This is a genomic window from Streptomyces sp. NPDC013317 (assembly GCF_055563155.1).
Map to the genome: position 1 here is coordinate 429,401 of NZ_JBVHDX010000002.1, position 18,993 is coordinate 448,393.

Annotated in this window: 12 protein-coding genes; 2 read left to right on the forward strand and 10 right to left on the reverse strand. The window is 74.4% G+C overall.

Annotated elements, in window-relative coordinates; genetic code table 11:
* Positions 1–66: 66 nt before the first annotated feature.
* From ACZ3IJ_RS06705 to ACZ3IJ_RS06745, 9 genes are all read right to left on the reverse strand, one after another.
* Positions 67–3,459, reverse strand: a complete 3,393-nt coding sequence (locus ACZ3IJ_RS06705) for a hypothetical protein (protein WP_467466584.1) — start codon at positions 3,457–3,459, stop codon at positions 67–69.
* A gap of 9 nt (positions 3,460–3,468) precedes the next feature.
* On the reverse strand, positions 3,469–3,627 hold the full coding sequence (locus tag ACZ3IJ_RS06710) for a DUF6760 family protein (RefSeq protein ID WP_018492281.1): 159 nt from the start codon (positions 3,625–3,627) through the stop codon (positions 3,469–3,471).
* Positions 3,624–4,139 carry a hypothetical protein gene (locus tag ACZ3IJ_RS06715; protein WP_467466585.1) on the reverse strand — a complete coding sequence of 172 codons (516 nt, stop codon included), beginning with the start codon at positions 4,137–4,139 and terminating at the stop codon, positions 3,624–3,626. The genes ACZ3IJ_RS06710 and ACZ3IJ_RS06715 overlap by 4 nt, the downstream gene beginning before the upstream one ends.
* Positions 4,136–4,576, reverse strand: coding sequence for a phage tail protein (locus ACZ3IJ_RS06720; RefSeq protein WP_352189007.1), 441 nt, complete (start codon positions 4,574–4,576; stop codon positions 4,136–4,138). Before ACZ3IJ_RS06720 ends, ACZ3IJ_RS06715 begins: the two co-directional genes overlap by 4 nt.
* 21 nt (positions 4,577–4,597) lie before the next feature.
* Complete coding sequence (locus ACZ3IJ_RS06725) at positions 4,598–6,151, reverse strand: phage tail sheath family protein (RefSeq protein ID WP_467466587.1); 1,554 nt, start codon at positions 6,149–6,151, stop codon at positions 4,598–4,600.
* Positions 6,152–6,332: 181 nt separating this feature from the next.
* The gene (locus tag ACZ3IJ_RS06730; RefSeq protein ID WP_467466951.1) at positions 6,333–8,495 is read right to left on the reverse strand and encodes an ATP-binding protein; all 2,163 of its coding nucleotides are present in this window, start codon (positions 8,493–8,495) and stop codon (positions 6,333–6,335) included.
* Positions 8,496–8,656: 161 nt separating this feature from the next.
* Positions 8,657–9,355 carry a Pvc16 family protein gene (locus ACZ3IJ_RS06735; RefSeq protein ID WP_467466588.1) on the reverse strand — a complete coding sequence of 233 codons (699 nt, stop codon included), beginning with the start codon at positions 9,353–9,355 and terminating at the stop codon, positions 8,657–8,659.
* On the reverse strand, positions 9,352–12,525 hold the full coding sequence (locus ACZ3IJ_RS06740) for a hypothetical protein (RefSeq protein ID WP_467466589.1): 3,174 nt from the start codon (positions 12,523–12,525) through the stop codon (positions 9,352–9,354). The genes ACZ3IJ_RS06735 and ACZ3IJ_RS06740 overlap by 4 nt, the downstream gene beginning before the upstream one ends.
* Before the next feature lie 115 nt (positions 12,526–12,640).
* A complete protein-coding gene (locus tag ACZ3IJ_RS06745) occupies positions 12,641–13,306 on the reverse strand; it encodes a helix-turn-helix transcriptional regulator (RefSeq protein WP_391798444.1) in 666 nt (221 codons plus the stop codon).
* A gap of 175 nt (positions 13,307–13,481) precedes the next feature.
* Here ACZ3IJ_RS06745 and ACZ3IJ_RS06750 point away from each other — a divergent pair, with 175 nt between their 5' ends.
* Positions 13,482–14,816: a COG1470 family protein gene (locus ACZ3IJ_RS06750; RefSeq protein ID WP_467466952.1), complete on the forward strand. Its 1,335-nt coding sequence runs from the start codon at positions 13,482–13,484 to the stop codon at positions 14,814–14,816.
* 212 nt (positions 14,817–15,028) lie between these two features.
* On the opposite strand, the gene ACZ3IJ_RS06755 is transcribed toward ACZ3IJ_RS06750, so the two are convergent.
* Positions 15,029–17,995 (reverse strand): AfsR/SARP family transcriptional regulator, encoded by a 2,967-nt coding sequence (locus ACZ3IJ_RS06755; protein WP_467466590.1) that lies wholly within the window; start codon positions 17,993–17,995, stop codon positions 15,029–15,031.
* A 154-nt stretch (positions 17,996–18,149) separates the two neighbouring features.
* On the opposite strand from ACZ3IJ_RS06755, the gene ACZ3IJ_RS06760 reads away from it, so the two are divergent.
* The gene (locus ACZ3IJ_RS06760) at positions 18,150–18,965 is read left to right on the forward strand and encodes an ATP-grasp domain-containing protein (protein ID WP_467466591.1); all 816 of its coding nucleotides are present in this window, start codon (positions 18,150–18,152) and stop codon (positions 18,963–18,965) included.
* Positions 18,966–18,993: the final 28 nt, after the last annotated feature.

Below are 18,993 nucleotides of genomic sequence, written 5' to 3' on the forward strand. Positions count from 1 at the left end.
GTGCCGGTTGCTTGCCGGTCTGTGTGCCGGTCCGTGTCTGGGTGGTGGCGGGGGGAGCGGCCGGGGTCAGCGGCGGCTGTCGTACGGACGTCCCGTGCGCTCCCGCCCTCGGCGCATCTCGGCCCGGAGCAGCCGGGCCACCGGATCGATCAGCTGCCTGGCCAGCTCCTCGATCTCGGGCCCTCGCGGACTGGAGGCCGGAGTGGACTTGGCCGCGGCGGCCGGGGGCGGCGGTTCGGTGGCCGACGAGGGCGTGGCGGGCGTGGCGCGGGTCACCGGGGTCACCGGGACGCCGCCGAGCCCTTCCTGCGCCATGCGCTGGACGGCCCTGGCCTGAAGCCGGTTGGCGGCAGGCGCCGTCACGACGGGGGGCGGGGACGGCTCGGCCCCGAGTCCCGGTCCGGCGCCCCTCGTGAACGGCATCGGCAGCGGGGAGGCGGTCCGCTGCACGGAGGCGGGGGCGGAGTGGGCGGGCGTCGGGTCGAGACGTACGCGCGGGACGACATGGGGAGCGTCGGCGGGGCCCGCGGGGGCGGGAGCGGGAGCGGGGGCGGGAGCGGGGGCGGGGGCGCGTTGGACCGGGGCGGTGGTGGTGGCGTCGGTACGGAGTACGGGCGCGGCTCCGCCGGACCCGCCCTGGCCGGCGGGGTGGGCGGGGTGGGCGGCCCGTGGCCTCCGATCCGCTGCCCGCTGCCCGGACGCAAGGGCGGGCGCGGGCTCGCGGCGCCACGTGGCGGCCACCACCGGGCGGGGGGCGGCACCGGCCGCCGTAGCGGGGGCGGGCTGCGCCGAGAACCCCTCGGGCACGCCCGTACTGACGACGAGAGGGCGCTCGGGGAGCAGTCGGCGCGCGCGCTGGACGGGGGTGGCGGCGGCGGAGGTCAGCCCGGCCGCCGGTCGGGTGGGTGCGTCCCCGGAGGGCGGGGTGGGCCCCGCCGGGCCCGCCGCCCTCTCGACGGCGCGGGCCACCGGGACCAGCGGGACCAGCGGGAGCGGAGGGCGCGGCTGAGCCGAAGGTTTCCGTGACGTGCCGGAGGCGACCGCCGGGGCACCGCCCGGGTTCACCGCGTCACGCTGTACGGAAGTGCGGCCCGTGGGCGTGGCCGGTCGCCGCTCGCGGCCGCCGAGCAGGGGCGCCGCAGGCGTGGCCGTCGGCGGGAGTTCCCGCAGGGGGGCGCCGAGACCGGAGCGCGTCGTGGGCCGGGGACCGGTCGTCGCGTCGGCCTCGGTCATGCGTCGCATGACGGGCAGCGGCGGCGCCTCGCTCGTCGGTGCGGGGGCCGGGGTCGTCGTGTTCGTGGGGTCCGTACGCCGTGCCGTGGCCGGGAGTTCGGAGAGCGGTGCGCCCAGGCCGGGTCGGGCGGCGGGCGTACGGGGGCTCCGCTCCGCCCTCGCGGGCGGTGCCGACTCCGGCTCGGGCGCCCGGTCGGCGGTCGTGGCCGGGGCCGGGGCGCGCGGCGGTACCGCGGCGAGTACGCGCGGTGCGACCGCCGGGCGCCTGGCCACGACCAACGACGCGCCGACCGGACGTGGCCGAACCGGTGCCGGCCGGGTCCGCCGGGGGGTGGTGGCGGACGGCCGGCCCGTTGGGGTGCCCGCGGGGTCGCCGGACGCGTCCGGGCGTGACCCGACGACGGGCAGGGTGGTGGGTCCGTTCGCATCGGGCGTGCCCGGCGCGGTGGGCGTGCCCGGCGCGGTGGGCGCCGTACGCCGGAGGATCGTGGGCATGCCGCTGCCGGTGCCGAGGGTGCGGGCCGTGGTCGAGGTGTGGGGAGCAGCCACGTCTCGGCCAGGCCCGGCCGGACTGGTGGGCGTGGCCGAGTCGCCGCGCGTGGCCGACCCGCTGGGCGCGGTCGATTCGTTGTGCGTACCCGACCTGCTGGACACGGACGAGTGGCCGCGGTCGCCCGAACCGCTGGGCGCAGTCGGGTTCTTCGACGTCGCCGAAGCACGCGGAGTGACGAGTCCGGCGTTCTTGTGCGCCCCGGACGTCGTCTCGGGGGTGGTGGGGGCCGCTCCCGTGGCGGGCTCGGCGCCCGTGCGCCGGGAGACGACCAGCGGGTCGGTCGACGCCGTCGTCGAACCCGCTCCGGTCGCATCCGGCGTCCGGCGGGACACCATCAGCGCATCGGAGGCACCGGGGTCCGCGCCCAGCACCGGCGCGGTGCCGGCGGTCCCGCCCTCCGAGACCGGCGTCGCCCGCCGGGGGGCGGCGGACGACGCCGGGGTACCGGGCGCCGCGTCGGCGGCCGGGTCGGCCTCCGTACGCCGGGACGCCGGCAGGGCGTCGGAGGCTCCGGGGTCCGCACCCGGCACAGGCGCGCTGCGCGCGGGCCCGCCTTGCGGTCCTCCGTCGGGGACCGACGCCGTCCGCCCGGGGGTGGCGGACGACGTCGGGGTTCCGGGTGCCGCGCCCGTGCTCCGGGACACGACCAGCGGGTCGGTCGACGCCGTCGTCGAACCGCTTCCGGGGGCTTCCGGCGTCCGGCGCGACACCGTCAGCGCCTCGGAGGTGCCGGAGTCCGCGCCCAGTACAGGCGCGGTGGCCGGCGGTCCGCTCTCCGCCGCACGCGCGGAAGCCGAGGCCCCGGCCGTGGCTGACGTGCTGCCCGTGCGCCGGGACACCACCGACGGGTCGGTACCCACCGTGGTCGCACCGCTTCCGGCCGCGTCCGTCGTACGGCGGGACGCCGTCGGCGCATCCGGAGCGCCCGAGTCCGCATCCCGCACCGGCGTGGTGGCCGGGGACCCGCCCTCGGGGACCGACGCCGTCCGCCGGGGGGAGGCGGACGACGTCGGGGTTCCAGGTGCCGCGCCCGTCCCCGTACGCCGGGACACGACCAACGGGTCGGTCGCCGCCGCCGTCTTCGCGGCGGAATCCGCACCCCGTTCGGGAGCCGACCGCGTCGGCCCTCCGGGCGCCGCGTTCGTCCCCGTGCTCCGTGGTGTCGCGGTTCGCCGCTGGACCGGGTGCTCGGGTCCCTGGGCCGACACCGCCGGCCCCGGCTCTCCCTGAGTCTCGGCCTCCGGGTCCCGCACCGCGCGCAGCAGCAGCGGGCCGCCGCCCTCGGCCGTCGGCGTACGCGGCCCCCGGGCGGGGCGGGCGACGCCGTGGATCAGACCGGCGGGCGCGGACGGCATGAGGCCGTGGCCGAGCCCCGAGGTGAGTGTGGGGTTCTGCCAGGCGGCGAGGCCCGAGCGGAAGCGCAGGCCGTCGCTGACGGCCGGCGTCGAGCGCGCGATGGTGACCGACGGCGGGGCGACCTCGCGCCAGCCCCCGTCCCAGTCCGGGCGCCCGGCCGGACCCTCGGGCACGGCAGCCGTGGCAGCCGATGCGGATGCGGCCGTCGACGCGACCGTCGACGCGACCACGGCGCCCGGCGGCCCCGCCGCGGTGGCCGATGCGGGCGTGGCCGGCGGCAGTGCGCCGTCCCGTCGGAACCTGTCCCAGAACCCCATGCCCTCACCTCACCCGCCTTCGTTCACCCGTGTGTTGATCCGCGCTATCTCCCTCACCCACTGCTGACGCTCGGCGTGGGTGAGGTCGAGGATGTCCTCGCGCTGCCAGTGGAAGTGGTAGGCGACGTACGCGATCTCCTCCCGCAGCCGGGGAAGGGCGTACGTCACGATTCCCCCAGGCGCCCGCCCGAGAGGTCCACCTCGAAGTCGCCCTGGCAGTGGGGGCAGGTCACCGCGGCGTGCGTGTGCCCCTCGCTGTTGATGCGCCGGTAGAAGTCCTGGAGGAAGGCGACGTCGGTCGCGTACATCCGCTCGACGACTCCGGCGTGGACGTCGGTGATCGCGCCGAGCGTGGTGATCACCTGGCTGAGCAGGACCACGCTCAGGTACGCCGGGTTCTCCTTCACCCGCAGGTCGATCTGCGGGCGCAGCTCGTCCCGGGCGGTCGCGAGCCGCATGGTGCCGGTGCGGTGGACCGTGCCCTCGTCGTCGACGTACCCGCGCGGAAGCTCGAAGGTGAACTCGGTCTGCAGCTGTTCGCGTTGCCGCGCCGCCGGCGGGGGCGGGGCCGCCGCCGGGGCCGGGGCGGCCGCCGGGGTGGCGGCCGCCGCACGCTCGGCGGACGAGGCGGCTTCGAGGAGTTCTTCGAGGCCGCCCGAGGTGACCGTCCTGCGCCTCATTCGATCACGATCTCCTCGAAGGTGATGGTCACCGTCTCGGTGGCGGCGCTGGACTCGCCGGCCTTGAGCGAGGGCCCTTCCCACTTGCTCGCCCAGCCCTGCATGAGCTGGATGCGGCGGACGGTCTCGCCGGCGGCGTCCTTGACCTCGATCGTGAGGTTCTGCCGGGCCGAGTCGACCGCGCCGTTCTCCAGCGTCTCCTTGACCCACTTGGTGAACTCGGTGCTCTTGTCCATGCCGCGGGTGATCGTCACCTCGCCGGCCTGGCGCGCGCCCGGCTGCTTGCGGATGAGCAGCTTGCCGTCGGGGGTCACCTGACGGACCTCGACCACGTCCTCCTCGTAGGACAGGCCGCTGATCTCCTGGATCGACTCGACCATGTAGCCGCCCAGCTGCACGCCGAATACATGAGTGGAAAGAGCGTCGCCCTCTGCCATGACTGCTTTCACCTTTTCTTGTTACTCGTTGACGAGGCTGGTGCTGTCGGAGAACTGCGAGAGCCGGAAGATCACGAACTCGGCGGGCTTGACGGGCGCGACGCCGATCTCGCACACCACCTGGCCGAGGTCGACGGACTCCTGCGGGTTGTTCTCGCGGTCGCACTTGACGTAGAACGCCTCGGCCGCCGTGCGTCCGAAGAGCGCGCCGCGGCGCCATTCCTCGGTGAGGAAGGCGGTGACGTTCCGCCGGATGCTCGCCCACAGCCGGTCGTCGTTCGGCTCGAAGACCACCCACTGGGTGCCCAGGAGGATGGACTCCTCCAGGTAGTTGAAGAGCCGGCGGACGTTGAGGTAGCGCCAGGCCGGGTCCGAGGAGAGGGTGCGGGCGCCCCAGATGCGGATGCCCCGGCCCGGGAAGGCGCGGACGCAGTTGACGCCGATCGGGTTGAGCAGGTCCTGCTCGCCCTTGGTGAGCCGGACGTCCAGGTCGACGGCGCCGCGGATGACCTCGTTCGCCGGGGCCTTGTGCACCCCGCGCTCGCCGTCGCTGCGTGCCCAGACGCCGGCGACGTGGCCGCTCGGCGGCACGGTCGTGTTGCGGCCCGTGGCCGGGTCGAAGACCGAGATCCAGGGGTAGTACAGGGTGGCGTAACGGGAGTCGTAGCCCGCCTCGTCCTGGCGCCAGGTACGGATCTGCTGCGCGTTCATGCTCGGCGGGGAGTCCAGGACCGCGACGCGGTCGCCCATCTGCTCGCAGTGGGAGATGACCGCGAGCTGGACGGTCCTGACGCCCTCGGCGTCGATCTCGCCGCGCTGGTGGGCGCCCATGAGGTCCGGTACGGCGACCATGGTGATCTCGTCGATGGCCTCGAGGCCGGCGAAGCCGGTGCGGGCGGAGGAGTCGCCGACGTACTCGGTGGGGTCGATCCGCGCGACGCCGCCCGGGGCCGAGGCCGCCGGGGTGGCGGCGGGGGCGGCCGCCAGGGTGACGGTCTGCTTCTCGGGCCGGGTCTGCGCCGTGCCGGGCTGCTCGGCGACCTCGATGAGCTTCGACTCGCGTACCTGGTTGAGCAGGTAGCCCTTGACGTTCTTGCGGACGGAGGCGTCGTACGTCTCCACCACCTTGCCGCCCTGGCGGACCAGCAGCTTGAACTTGTCCTCCGGCGGGTTCTCGCCGTCGGCGTCGGCGATCTCGACGGAGACGTCGGCTCCGGCGCCGGGGCGGGTCGAGAGCAGGAAGCCGCCGAGCGCGGTGGGCCGGGGCGCCTGGAGGGCGGCGGGGCGGCCGTCGTCGGCCTGGTCGGCCGCCGGGCCGCCGACGCGGACGATGTACGCCGTGCCGCCGCCGTTGGCGAAGTAGCCGTAGACGGCGTGGGCGAGGTAGGTGCCGGTCGTGAAGCCGCCGAACGTCTGCACGTACTGGTCCCAGTTGGTCACCAGCGTCGGCCGGTGGAAGGGCCCCTGCTCAGCGAAACCGACGAAGGCGGCAACCGCGGTGCCCACTCCCTCGATCGGCCGCGCACCGGACTGCACCTCCTCCACATACACGCCCGGGGTGAGGTACGACGGCATACTCGCTCCTTGAAGTGGCCACTGGGTCACCACCGAGTCTCACCGCCAGGACGTGCCCGGTCCTAGGCCTCCAGGTCCCCGGCGGAGGGCAACGCCTCTGCCTGAACGGGCAGGTGGGAGGGGTCGAACCGGCAGGTCGGGAGGGGTCGAACCGGCAGGTCGGGGGCGCGTCGGCCGCCGGTCAGCCCGCCGTCTGCGTCTGTTCGCTCCGCAGCCAGGGACCGAACTCGCTCTCCAGGACCAGACGGCCGAGCTTGCGGTACTCCTGCAGGACGGCGGAGGCGAGCTGGGGCATGCCGAGCGGTCGGCCCGCCTCGGCCGCGAGGTAGGCCGCCGTCACCGCGCAGGCGCGGATCGAGCCGCCGGCGAGTTCGAACCGGTCGGCGCAGAACCGCAGGTCGAGGTCGTCGCCCCGGGGCATCTCGGGGCCCAGACAGCGGTCCCACAGCGCCAGCCGCTGCCGCGCGTCGGGCATGGGGAAGTCGGCGATCACGTCGATGCGCCGGGTGAAGGCCTCGTCCAGATTGGCCCGGAGGTTGGTGGTGAGGATCGCGATGCCGTCGAAGGACTCCATGCGCTGGAGCAGGTACGCCGACTCGACGTTGGCATGGCGGTCGTGCGCGTCCTTCACCTCGGAGCGCTTGCCGAAGATCGCGTCCGCCTCGTCGAAGAGCAGGACTCCGTTGACCTCCGAGGCCTCGACGAAGATCCGCTCCAGATTCTTCTCGGTCTCGCCGACGTACTTGTCGACGACCGTGGAGAGGTCCACCACGTAGAGCTCCATGCCCAGTTCGGCGGCCACGACCTCGGCGGACATCGTCTTTCCCGTACCGGACTCGCCGGCGAACAGGGCGATCACGCCTCGTCCGCGCCCGCCGCCGGGACGCATCCGCCAGCGGCCGAGCACCTGCTCGCGATGGCGGGCCCGCAGGGCGAGTTCGCCGAGCTGACGGCGGGTGGGCGGCGGCAGGACGAGGTCGTCCCAGCCCACGGCGGGGTCGATGCGACGGGCGAGGCGTTCGAGGCCCGCGCCGTTCTGGGCGCGTACGGCGGTGCGGAGGTCCTGCGGTACGACGGGCCGCCGCTGTGCGACCGCCGTGCGGACGGCGACCGTCGCGGCCTTGCGCACCTGCTCGGCGTCGAGGCGGTACGAGGCGACGGCCGCTTCGAGCGCGTCGTCGTCCGGCAGCGTCACGAGCGGCGGGTGCGGGGGCGCGGCGGAGACGCCGGAGGTCCCGGAGACGCCGGAGGGTTCAGAGGCCACGGAGGCGGCAGCCGCGTCCGTCAGGGCCTGGCGCCACTGGGCCGCCCTGCGTCCGGTGGCGGGCGGGCCGACCGTGAAGGGGACCGGGCTGTGCCGGGACCAGAGCGGGTCCCAGTTCTTCGCACCGTGGGTGATCAGCGGGAGGCCCGTCGCGGCGGCGCACAGGTCGCGCAACCAGAGCGCCCGCTCCGGGCGTTCGGGTTCGAGGGCCTCGAGCGGTCCGACGACGATACCGCCGCCGGAGAGCCGGGCCTCGGTCGCGAGGAGGCCCGGCAGACGGGCGGCCTCGGGGTCCGTGGTGAGTGCGGCGACGTCGAGGACCAGGGGCCGGCGGCCCGCGGCGGTGAGCGCCTCGACGGCGGCCCGGCCGGCGTCACCGCCCCGGGCCCTGAGGTGGACCGGGCCGGTGCCGGGGGCGGCTGCCGCCGCCACGCGCAGCACCGTCTCGTCGTACGGCCCCGGAGCGTACGCCCCCGTGTCGACCAGCCCCGCGAGCCTGCCGTCGGGCTCGTCGTGGCCGAGCAGATGCGCGGCGACCCGGTCCGGCACGCGCAGGGTGCGCGAGAGGAGCGGACGGTCCGGTTCCGTGATCTCCAGAAGGCCGCCGCGCATCAGGGGCGCGGCGGCGGAGAAGCGGAACCGGCCCGGTCCCGCGACGGGTTCCCCGCAGAGTTCGAGGGCGAGGCCGATGGTCGGGCGCCGCCGGGTGAGGTCGTCGTTGAGGTAGCCGTAGAGCGCCTCGAAGCGGGCGTCGACGTCGGGGACGAGGGCCACGAGCAGCAACTCCTCGTCGAGCGGGAGGAGTCCGAAGTCCTCGGCGAGGCGGCGCAGCCGGGACCCGGCGGATGCCGGGGCCGCGTCGGCGGTACGCGCGGCGGAGCCCGGGCCCGGGTGGAAGGCAGCCGGGGCCCGCAGGAGCCGCTCCGCGCCCTCCGGGGTGAGGTACTGGCCCCGGTAGGGGTCGTCCGGATTCGGGTCGGTCGCGTGGCGGGCCGCCACCGCGTCCCGGACCCGCACTTCGACGCGGGCCAGCCGGTTCCAGAGGTGGGCGAGCCCGGCCGGATCCCCGGCCCCGTCCATGGCGGCGCCCGCTTCCAAGTCCGCGTCCACGCCCGGCTCCGCGCCCCGCTCCAAGTCCGCGTCCACGCCCGGCTCCGCGCCCCGCTCCAAGTCCGCGTCCACGCCCGGCTCCGCGCCCCGCTCCAAGTCCATGTCCACGTGCGTCCGTACGTCGTCCTGGATCACCGGACGGGCCCCCGGTGGCGGCGCGTCGGCCGGGGCCTGTCGCGCGGGGCGGCGAAGCCCTGCGGACCGGGGTCGCCGGCGTCGTCGTAGCGCAGGCGCCGTCCGGGGTCCGGCGGTGTGTCGTCGGCCGCGGGGGTGACGCGTACCTCCATCCCCTCGGTGACCGGCGGCGCGGCGTCGATGAGCTCGCCCGCCAGCGGGGCCAGCACCCTGAGGTCGATCGCGGCCTTCAGCTCGCCGCCGAGGGCGGACCACACGTCTCCGGCCGACCGGCCCTGCGTGCCCCCGCCGGCCACCTCGATGGGGACGGCGAGGCCCAGCTCGGCCAGGGTGCCGGTGCGCAGACGTGCGGGCAGCACGTCCGTACGGGCCATGCACCGCAGCACCTCGGAGAGCAGCCGGTGCTCGTCCTGGGGCCGGTTGGTCCAGGCGGTGACCAGGTAGGTGAGGTCGAACCAGCGGGGCGGCGTGCGGTACGCGACGATCCGGCCGGTGTCGTCGTACTCCTCGAGCCTGCCGGTCCGCCGCCGTTCGACGTCCTCCCTGATGTCGTAGAGGAAGACGCTGACGGTCGGGGCGTTGCGGCGCGCCGCCCACTCACGGGTGGGCGGGTCGAAGACCAGGTCGACACCGCTCTCGGTCAGCCCGGCCTGGGTGAGCAGCAGGCGCAGCCCCTCGTCGACTTCGTGGATCACCGGCGCGCCACCTCGTCGGGCGGGGCGACGTTGCCGGTGACGACCAGGAAGGGTGTGGTGACCGGGGAGAACCCCGCGCCCTTGGCGGTGATCGTGCGCGGCCCCGTCTCGTCCTTGGCGAGGATCAGCAGCTGGGCGATGAACGTGCCGTCGGCGCGGGGGACGGTGGGCACGGCCGCGGCGGTGATGCCCGGCTTCCAGCTGAGCGTGACGGGGGTGCCGGGCGGGAAGTCCTTGCCGCGCACGGAGGTCACGAAGCCGGGCTTGCCGATGGCCGGTACGGCCACGATCTTCGGCTGGAGGATCCGGATCCGCTGCCGGTCGGCGTTGTCGGAGGCGTCGGCGTCGGTGCCGGAGGTGGTGATCCGGCCGCTGGCGGTGGCCGTGAGCGCCTTGTCCGGGGAGAGGACGACCGTGACGACGGTGGAGGCGCCGGGGGCGAGGTCGCCGAGGGCGCACACACCGTCGACGCATCCTGCGGGGGCCTTCCCGGCCGGGATGCCGCGGGGCAGGCCGAGCCGCAGGGAGAGGCCGGTGGCCAGCGCCTCCCGGCCGTTGCGGACGGTGTACGTGAGGACCACGCGGCCGCCGACGTACCCCGGTTCGGGCTGGGCGGTGAGGGTCAGCGCGGGGCCGGCCTCGGGCGCGGGCGGCGGCGGGGTGGGCTTCGGCGGGGCCGGCGTGGGCGTCGGCGTCGGCGTGGTCGGCGTCGGCGTCGGGGGCGCGGGGGCGTCGTCGACGGGGACGAGGGTCCGGGTGGCGTTGTCGGCCGGGCTGCGGTCGATCACAGCTCCGGTGACGGACCAGTCGATCACCTGGTCGCCGGGGGTCACGCCGGTCAGCGTCACGAGGACGGTGACGCTCTCGCCCGGGGTGAGGACCCCGAGGTCGCACTGCGGGGACCCGGGCTCGCACCGCCCCTTCGACGGGGTCAGCCGGTCGAGGCGTACGCCGGGGGGCACGGCCGCGGTGAAGGTCGTGCCGGGCGCGGCGGAGGGGCCTTGGTTGGTGACGGTCACGCTCACCGTGCCGGTCTCGCCCTCGGCGACCGGGTCGGCGGCGGGCGGAGCGGTGACCGTCAGGTTCACGGACTGCTGGTACGCGGGCTCCTTCTGGCGGCCCGGGAGGGCACCGGTCAGGGACGTGACGGCGCCGGTGGCGAGCTCGACGGTGGACAGGGCCTCCGGCGAGTTGGGCGCGAGGGCACGGCGGGAGCTGAACACGAGCCGGCTCGCGTCCGGGGACCAGGCCACGTCTCGGGGCTGGAAGGGGCCGGTGGCGGAGGTGTCGGGGACGTCCCGCCGGCACCCGTCGGGGTCGCCGCTCCGGCCCGCCGGCAGGAGCACCCGGCAGCGTCCGTCGGTGAGGTCGGTCATGAGGACGCTGTTGCGTTCGTTGACCCGCCCGCCGCCGTCCTTGCGGTTGAAGGCGAGGCGCTTGCCGTCGGGCGAGAAGGCGGGGCTGTCGTCGATGACCTGGCAGGTGCCGGGGCAGAGTCGGGCGCTCAGGTCGCTCTGCTGGTCGAGCGCCTTCACGGGCACGGTCCAGATGTGCTTGTTGCCGCCCACGCCGTCGATGGTCTGGTTGCGGGTGAAGGCGAGCGTCGTGCCGTCCGAGGACCAGGTCGGCTGGGCGTCGCCGCCGGTCTGTCCGGCGGGCGGGCGTACCTCGCCGACGAGTGCGCCGGTCGTGGCGTCCGCGACGAGGATGCGGCCGGGGCCGGAGGCCGTACCGACGCCGCCGGGCGAGGTGCGGGTGAAGGCGAGGAGCCTGCCGTCGGGCGAGAAGGTGGGGTCGGTGTCCCAGTCCTTCTCGCCGCGTCCTGCGAGCGGTACGAGGGTGGGCTTGGTGCCGTCGGCGTCGGTGAGCCAGATCTGTTCGATCCGGCCGGTCTCGGGGTCGCCCGAGAAGCGGGAGACGACGATCCGCCGGCCGTCGGGGGTGTAGTTCTGCCGCTGGGTCCACGGGTCGTAGCCCTTGGCCGGGTTGAAGAGCGGGTCGGCCGCCGGATCGGTGGTGGTCCTCGCGGCGGGGTCCTCGCGGAGGATCTTGACACCGAGGTCGCGCGGGTCGGAGCCGTCGGGCCGGACGTCCTGGAGGTACGCGTGGTTGCGGGCCTCGGCGGTGGTGCGGGTGACGACGACGGAGCCGCCGTTCTGCGGGCCGAGCCAGGTCGGGGAGTCGACGACGCGGTCCTCGTAGAGGACGACCTCGGCCCTGGCCGCGGAGTGGGCGACGGCGCGGTAGACGGTGTCGTACGGGTTGGTGCAGCCGCAGGCCCCGTTGATGCTGAGGAAGAGGAGGGTGTCGCCGTCGGGCTGCCAGGCGGCGGCGCGGGTGTTCCAGCCGGCCTGTTCGCCGGAGAGGAGCGGGCCGTCGGCGCCCCGGCCGGAGGTGACGCGCAGCCGGGAGCCGGTCTCCTGACCGCCGGGGGCGAGGGTGAGGGTGTAGGCGACGAGGTCGCGGTTGACGGTGTCGTCGACCGGGTTCCAGGCGGGGTCGTCGGCGTCGCCGGCCGGTCCGTCGCTGATCCGCTCGGATGTTCCGCCGGCCAGCTGGCGGCGGTGGATCTGCCGTCCGCGCAGCGGGTCGGCGTCGGTCGCGTACGCGATCCTGGCGCCGTCCGGCGAGACGGTGGGCGCGGTCTCGTTCGCGGGGGTCTCGGTGAGGGGACGGGCCCCGGACCCGTCGGTGCCCACGATCCACAGGTCGCGCTGGGTGCCGCCGATGCCGGGCTCGGCGGAGTCGAACACCACGGACCGGCCGTCCGGGGTGAGTTCGGGGTTGGCCGCGTCGCGGTCGGAGGTCAGCTTGTGGATGCCCCCGGCGGCGTCCCGCAGGTACACCTGGGGACGGGTGCCGTCGCGCAGGCTGGTGAAGACGACCTGGTCCCCGCGTGCGGAGGCCTCGGTGTCGTAGTGCGCCGGGCCCTTGCCGAGCAGCGGCTCGCTCGTGGCCGGGTCGCCGGTGACGCGCCCCATGGAGCGGTGCTCGGTGCCCGCGAAGGCGATGCGGCCGGTCTCGTCGGCGGCCGCCGCCGCGCGGGCGGGCGCGGCGGCGGGGGTGGCGGCGCGGGGTGAACTCACCGCGAGCAGGGGCACGATCAGCGCCACGGCGACGGACAGTCTGCCCAGCCCGATACGGCCCACCGGGCCGGGGGTGCCGATCACGTCCACCTCACAGTCTGGGAGCGGTTCACCGTCGTCGAGCGTCACAGCCCTGGTGGAGCGGTGCCAGGGCGCGAGTACCCGTGCCGGGGGAAGCGTCCGCTGCTCTTTCGGGCACTCATATGAGTCCGTGCCGCATCGCGTAGCCCACCGCGTGGGCGCGGTTGCGCAGTTGGAGCCGGCTGGTGACCTCGTGCAGCACGTTCTTGACGGTCCGTTCGGAGTACGAGGTCTTCTGCGCGATCTCCACGGTGTCGAAGCCCTCGGACACCAGCCGGAGCATGTCGGCCTCACGGGTCGTCAGGGTGGAGAGGGTCAGGCCGCGCGGGTCGAGGACCGTCCGCTGGAGGCTGCTGACATGGGCGAGGAGCTTGCCCAGCAGGTCGCCGGGGAGGACGCCCTCCCCCTTGGCCAGCGCGGTGACCAGGTGCACGAGGCGGTCCTGGTCGGCCTCGGCGCGGCGCAGTACGGCGGCGACCGAGCATTCGATCATGGTCTGGAGCGCGCCGGCCTCGAACCGTCCGACGACGAGTCCGGTGCTCGTGGCGGTGTTGCGCTGGAGCCGGCGCAGCAGTTGCACGGTGGAGTCGTCGACCGTGTCCACCACCACCAGGGTGGCCCTGGCCCGGTCGGCGTCGGCCTCGGGCAGCAGCTCCACCTCGGGGCGCCTGCGCAGTTGCTCGGTGATTCCCGCCTGGAGGATCAGGTCTTCGGCGTAGACCGAGACCGACACCCTGGAATTGCACTGATCGCTGTTCGTCATGTTTCTTCCCACCCGTTTCATGGTCGTCCGCCGGCCGGAGGGTCTACGGCCGGCGGGTGGTTCAGATGTGGCGCGTGGCCGTGCGGCGTTGGTCCGCGGGGGCATCCGGGCTGCCCGGTCGTTGGCCCCCGCGTCCCTGGAGAAGGGCCCTTCGGCGGCCTAGGTTCCCTGCGTGACCACTTCTGCCGAACTCGAAATGCCGACCGTGACGGTCTCGCCCGGTGGCGAGGCGACGACCACCCTGAACGTCCGCAACGACAGCGACATCGTCGAGGCGTACACGTTCACGGTGGTCGGTGAGTGCGCCGCGTGGAGCACCGTCGAGCCGGCCCGTGTCTCGCTCTATCCCGGCACCTCCGAGACGGTGACGGTGCGGCTGGCCCCGCCGCGCTCCCCCGAGGTCCGTGCCGGGGAGAAGCCGCTCGGTGTGCGGGTCCTGCCCGTGGAGCACCCGGAGAACGTGACGGTCCCGGAGACCACGGTGCGTGTGGGGGCCTTCCGGGAGGTACGTCAGGAGCTCACGCCCCGCCGGCGGCGCGGCTGGCGCGGGGCGCGCTACCGGATCGCCCTGCGGAACCAGGGGAACACGCCCGTGTCGCTCGTCCTCTCCGGCCGGCAGGCCGGGGAGGAGCTGACCCTGCGCACCACGCCGCAGCGGAAGCGTCTCGAGCCCGGCGAGTCCGCCGAGGTCGCGCTGAAGGCGGGGGTACGGCCGCTGATCTGGTTCGGCGAGCCGGTGAGCCACCCCTTCGAGATCGAGGTGGCCGAGGCCGCCGCGGCGGTCGAGGGCGGTGCGGACGCGCCGGGGATCGCCAAGTCCTCGGGATCCGCGGAGAGTTCGTGGAGCACGGAGAGCGGCGGTGAGCCCGCCGTGTCGGGCGTCGTCGAGGGCGAGTTCGTCCAGTTGCCGGTCCTGCCGAAATGGCTGCTGATTCTGCTCGCCGTGCTCATGGCCCTGCTGGTCGCCTGGTTCGCGCTGGTCAGGCCGGCGGTGCGGAGCGCCGCGAAGGAGGCCGCGACCACCGCGCAGAAGGAGGAGGCCGCGAAGCAGCAGGAGGCCGCCGAGCAGGAGAGGGCGCGGGCCAAGCCGGCCGACAAGACCGGTGGTCAGGACCAGGGTTCGGGCGGCGGACAGGGCGACGGCGGCTCCGGTACGGGCCGCTCCGGTCCCGGTCAGCAGAGTTCCGCCACGATCGACGTCCAGACGGGCACGGGCGGCAAGAAGGCGGGGACGTACCAGGTGCCCCGGGGGAAGGTGTTCGGGGTCACGGACATGGTCGTGGCGAACTTCCAGGGCGACGAGGGTGTCATCACGATCTCGTTCGGCGAGCGGAAGATCACCACGATCGCGCTCGAGACCTTCCGGAATCAGGACTACCACTGGGTCACCCCCATCGAAATCCCCGAGAACTCGACCGTGACCGCGGAGGTGACCTGCGCGAAGCCGGGAACTCCGGCGACCGGCCGGCAGGCGTCCGGCTGCCACGCCGTGCTGAACGTCAGCGGTGTGCTCCGTGACCTGAGGCCATGAAGCGGAACGTAAACACATCTTTGTTCTCGGTTTCGTGAACGGGAAGACCGGGCCGACGGGTTCGTCCTGAACCCGTCGGCCGTACCGGTCTGCTGTCATCCCCATGAGGAACGGCCTGACCTGTCACGATCGTTGGCCACGGCCCGATTCCCTGAGAGCGGTTTCAGGAACAGGGTAGACAGAGTTCAGTGCCGAAAAAGTGACGCCCCGCCTCACCACCGCTCGGGCGGCGGTGCGAACGGTTCCCGTTCGGCGAGCCGCTCCCTGACCTGCTCGGCGTCGGGATGCCCCAGGTGCTCGAAGAGCCGCAGGGCTTCCCGCCAGGCGACCGCCGCGGCGGCGGGGTCGCCCGCGGCCGCGTGGCTGTCGCCCAGGTGCGCCAGGGTGTCGGCCTGCAGGCTGAGGTCCCCGATCTCGCGGTAGAGGGCGATCGCCCGGGCGTAGGCGTCGAGCGCCTCCGCGTGTTCAGCGCGGTGGTGTCTGGCGTAGCCGACGCTGTCCCAGGCCGCGGCCTCGCCGTTGCGGTTCCCGTTCCGGCGGTGCAGGAGGACGGCTCTGCCGCAGTCGTCCAGCGCCTGTTCGTAGGCGCCGGTGAGGATGTGCGTCCAGCCGATCTCGTTGAGCACGGCCGCCGCTCCCGTGCGGTGTCCGGAGGACTCGTACAGGGCGGACGCGACCCGGTAGTGCTCCAGGGCCTGGGTGTGCCGCCCCCTCGCGTTGCAGAGGAACGCCAGGTTGCGGTGGGCGGTCGCCTGTCCGTCCCGTTCACCGGCGGCGGTGAAGCGGTCGAGCGCCTGCGAGAGGGTGTTGTGGGACTCCTTGAAGAGCCCGAGCCTGCAGTACGCGAATCCCAGCGCGCGCAGGATGTACGCCTCGCCCGTGGTGTCGCCGGCCTCGCGGGCGGCGCGCAGGGCCCGTTCCTGGATGACCCGCTGCTCCTCCCAGCGTCCGGCCCGGTCCAGGAAGAGCTCCAGGGTCGCGGCCAGCCGCCAGCAGAGACCTTCGCCGCCGTCGCCGTCCGCGGCGGCGCGCTCCACGGCCGCCAGCAGCACCTGCCGCTGCCGGTGGAGCCACTGCGCGGCCTGCGTCTCGTCGGTCAGCTTCTCCGGCACCACTCCCTCGCCCGGGGGCGGCAGCGGAACCCGGTCCCGGTACGGGGCGAGGAGGGCGTCGGCCGCCCACGCGCTGTGCAGATGGTGCTCGACGAGCCTGCGCCGGGCAGCGGCCCGGTCCGCCTCGTCGTCGCGTTCCCGGTTCAGCTCCCCGGCGTACGCCCGCAGCAGCTCGTGGCAGGCGTAGCGCCCCGGCGCCTCCTCCAGGAGGAGCTGGCTCTCCAGCAGTTCGGCGATCTGGCGGCGGGCCTCCCGTACCGGCACGCCCGCGAGGCTCGCGGCGGCCGGGACGGAGATTTCCGGGCCCGCGTGCGCGCCGCCGAGCAGCCGGAAGAGCCGGGCGGCGGGCGGGGTGAGGGCCCGGTAGGACCAGGAGAAGACGCTCCGGGCGTCGGCGCTCGCGTCGCTGCCGGCGAAGGAGTCCAGGCTGCCCCGGTCTGCGCGCAGCTCCGTGGCGATCGCCTCCAGGGCGAACCGGGGGTTGAGCAGGGCGCGTGCGCAGACGATCGCGAGGGCGAGCGGCAGATGTCCGCAGAGCTCGACGATCTCCCCGGCGGCTTCGGGCTCGGCCGCGACCCGGTCCAGGCCGAGCCGCCGGGTCAGGAACTCGTAGCCCTCCGCGCGGGAGAGCACGTCCAGACCCAGGAAGCGGACGGCGTGGGTGACGAGGAGCCCGTCGAGCCGGTGGCGGCTGGTGACGAGGGTCAGACAGCCGGGGGTGCCGGGGAGCAGGGGCCTGACCTGCTCGGCGTCGCGGGCGTTGTCCAGCAGGATCAGCATGCGGCGGGGCGCGAGAAGGCTGCGGTAGAGGGCGGGGAGGGCCTGGGGGTCCTCCGGGAAGCGCTGGGGCGGGACCCCGAGCGCCGAGAGCACCTCGCGCATGACGTCGGGCGCGCCGAGGGGGGCCATGGTGGGGTGGAAGCCGCGGAGGTTCACGTAGAGCTGGCCGTCCGGGAAGCGGCGCGCCACGCGGTGGGCCCAGTGCACGGCGAGGGTGGTCTTGCCCACCCCGGCCATGCCGCTGATCGCCACGATCGCCGGCGCCCCGCCGGAGGCGGGGACGGGGGCAGGAGTGGAGGCGGGAGTGGAGGCAGCGCTGGAGGCAGGGCTGGAGGCGCCGTCTGTGCCGTCGGCCCCGTCCAGCAGCTCCTTCGACAAGGCCAGTTCCCCGCGGCGCCCGGCGAAGGTGGATATGTCGGAGGGGAGTTGGGCCGGAAGGAGCGAGGGTGCCGGCGGTCGGGTCTCCGGCTCCGCCGCGCCGCCCCGCGGGTCGACGGCTCGGACCACGACGGGCACGGCCTGCCGCAGGACGCGTTCGTGGGCGGCGCGCAGCTCAGGACCCGGGTCGATGCCGAGCTCCCCCACGAGCCGGGAGCGTACGGACTGGTGGACGGCCAGGGCCTCGGCCTGCCGCCCGAGGGCGGCGAGGGCGGTGACGAGCCTGGCGTGCAGCGCCTCGTCGAACGGATAGTGGTGGGTGGCCTGTTCGAGCAGCGTCAGCACGCGCTCGACGTCGACCTGCCGCGCCGCCGGGACGTGCCCGCTCGCCAGGGCGAGGTCGGCGGCCTCCTTGACGGCGGCCAGGTACTCGTGGTTCAGCGTCGTGAAGAGAGGGTGCTCGGCGACGCCCGGGGGCAGGCCCGTACCGGCGGGACCGCCCCACAGCCCGAGGGCGTCCACGAGGAGCGACACCCCCTCGGCCCGGTCGCCGTCCGCTGTGGCCCGGCCCGCGTCCGCACGCAGGGACCGGAAGCGCAGCAGGTCCAGCTCGCCCGGTTCCACACGCAGCCGGTAGCCGCCGGCCCCCCGCAGGAGCCGTCTCGCGGCGGTCCGGCTGGGCAGTTCGGGTTCCAGGAGCCTGCGCAGCGCCCCGACATGGCGGTGCACCACGTTGACCGCGCTGCCGGGCGGCTCCTCCCAGAGGGCGTCGATCACCTCCTGGGGTGTGAGCAGTTCTCCCGCCCGCGCCAGCAGCAGCGCCAGCACGGCCTGCTGCTTCGGGGGCCCCAGGGCCAGTTCGGCGTCACCTCGCCAAACCCGCACCGGTCCCAGGATCCGGTAGTGCATGCTGCCGTCCTCACCTCTCGCTCTTCGCACCTGTGTTCGCTCACGTTAAGTGTCGTGGGAGGCGAATCCGTTACGGCTGTGGCCAGCGTGTTTCCGTCACGTAGCCTGTGGCGATCCGGCCACCGAACGCGAACCGGGGCAGAGGGGACCACCCATGGAATCGCTTCTCTACGTCACCGACCTCGGCTACCAGGCGCGCGGGCGGCGCTACTGCGACGAGGACATCTGGCTCTCCGGACGGCTGCGCGAGGAGTTCGACGTCGCGCTCTGTCATCCCCTCGACGCCGCCGCGCTGATGGACCGCTTCGACGCCGTCGTCGTACGCAACAGCGGGCCCGTCCTCCACTACCAGGAGGCGTACGACGCCTTCACCCGCGCCGCGCGCGAGGGCGGGGTGCGGGTGTTCAACTCGCTCAGCGGGAAGGGCGACATGGCCGGAAAGGACTACCTCCTCCAGCTGTCGAGGGAGGGATTTCCGGTCATTCCCACGGCGGGTCGGCGGGAGGAGTTCGCGCGGCTGCCGGAGGCCGAGGAGTACGTCGTCAAGCCGGTCCTCGGGGCCGACTCGGTCGGCCTGCGGTTCGTGGAGCGGGCGGCGCTCCAGGACGTGGACCCCGAAGGGATGCTCGTCCAGCCGCGGATCCCGTTCACGTACGAGGTCTCGTTCTACTTCGTGGGGCACGCCTTCCAGTACGCCCTGTACGCGCCCGACCCGGACGCGCGGTGGAGGCTGGAGCGGTACGAGCCGACCGGCGAGGACCTCGCGTTCGCGCGGCGGTTCGTGGACTGGAACGGCCTGGAGTTCGGCATCCAGCGCGTCGACGCCTGCCGGGCGCCGGGCGGGAAGCTGCTGCTCGTGGAGCTGGAGGACCTCAATCCGTACCTCTCGCTCGACCTGGTGGGCGAGTCGGAGCGGGAGGCGTTCGTGACCGCGATGAAGGGGTCGCTGCGGGAGCTGCTGAAGAGCTAGACACCCCTAGGCCCGGAGGCGGGCCACG